The sequence below is a fragment of the Microcystis sp. M53603_WE2 genome (assembly GCF_030065435.1).
Genome location: NZ_JASJFF010001255.1, coordinates 1 through 1,304, shown reverse-complemented (window position 1 = coordinate 1,304; position 1,304 = coordinate 1). Strand labels below are relative to the sequence as shown.

At 40.7% G+C, this 1,304-nt stretch carries 1 protein-coding gene; it reads right to left on the bottom strand.

Going from position 1 to position 1,304, the window contains the following annotated elements; all coding sequences use genetic code 11:
• The coding region (ltrA, locus tag PX481_RS26325) for a group II intron reverse transcriptase/maturase (protein ID WP_288096895.1) at positions 1-1,304 on the bottom strand (1,304 nt) is incomplete at both ends.

Genomic DNA, 1,304 nt, shown 5'->3' with positions numbered 1-1,304 from the left:
GTGTGTCAATTGCTTGTCCTCGTCTGGTCGCCCAGTAAGTCCAATTTCCGTCGTAGGGTGAAGCGTCGGCGCGTACTAGGGTATGTCTGACAATTGCTGTCCAATTATGTTTCCATAAATGGACACCATCTTTGGTTTGAAATAACCAAGATTCGTGTCTTTCTTTCCCATTGCTGAGTTTGACTGTACCCGGTCCAAAATATTTACTCAGCTTTTTGTAGTTCGCTTTACCGCATCTTGATACTGTCCATGCCCTTAACATTAACCAGATTGTGTAGTCTAGTTTATTGAAGGTATCTGTGGATACTACTCCTGAATAGTAGTTTGCCCATCCTCTAATGATTGGGTTTAATTGTCTAATCAGGGCTGATTGAGGTGCTGTTTTGTGTTTTTTGATTACACCTTTTATCGCTTCTGTGTGGGCTTTAACTGCTTTTTGGCTAGGTTTAATGTGGGTTAGGAATGTTTTAGGTATTCCTTTCGTTATTTTACCTGCTTTGTATTTTCCGGCTGGGTATTGTCTGATATTGAATCCTAGAAAGTCAAAACCGGGTTCTTCCGTTTTCCCATTATATTCAATGGGTTTGAGTGTGTGACACACTCTGGTTTTTTCTGGTTTGAGTTCTAATCCAATAGGCTTTAGCCATTCAGAAATGGCAGTTTGGCACTGTTCAATGATTTCGAGTGATGGTGAAATCACTACAAAATCATCGGCATATCTTATTAAAACAGCTTGATTTATCTTATTCTTTTTGGGGAATAGTATTTCAATTAATCTTGCCATTCCATCCAGTGCGATGTTGGCTAGTAGTGGACTTATTACCCCTCCTTGAGGTGTCCCTGTTTCTGTTTCTTCAAATACGCCGTTGTCCAATACTCCTGCTTTGAGCCATTGTTTAATATCTCTTTTCAGGGAGCTTGGACAGTGAATTTTAGACAGTAAAAAGTCGTGATTAATTCGGTCAAAACACTTGGCAATATCAGCATCTAATACAAAGTAGCTACTTTTATTAATGCTAAGGTATATCCTTGATATTGCGTCATGGGCAGACCTTCCGGGTCGGAAACCGTAGCTGGTTCCTTCCATCTTTGACTCCCATTCTGGTTCGAGTGCCGATTTAATCAACGCTTGTCTTGCTCTATCTTTGATGGTTGGTATTCCTAGAGGGCGTTTTTCATCCCTACCCGGTTTAGGAATCCACACCCTTCTTAACGGTTTTGCTTTAAGTGTTCCTTTGATTTCTTCGGTTAGATTTAGCCTTTGTTCTGGGGATACTGCTATCATTCCATCGACTCCTGCTGTT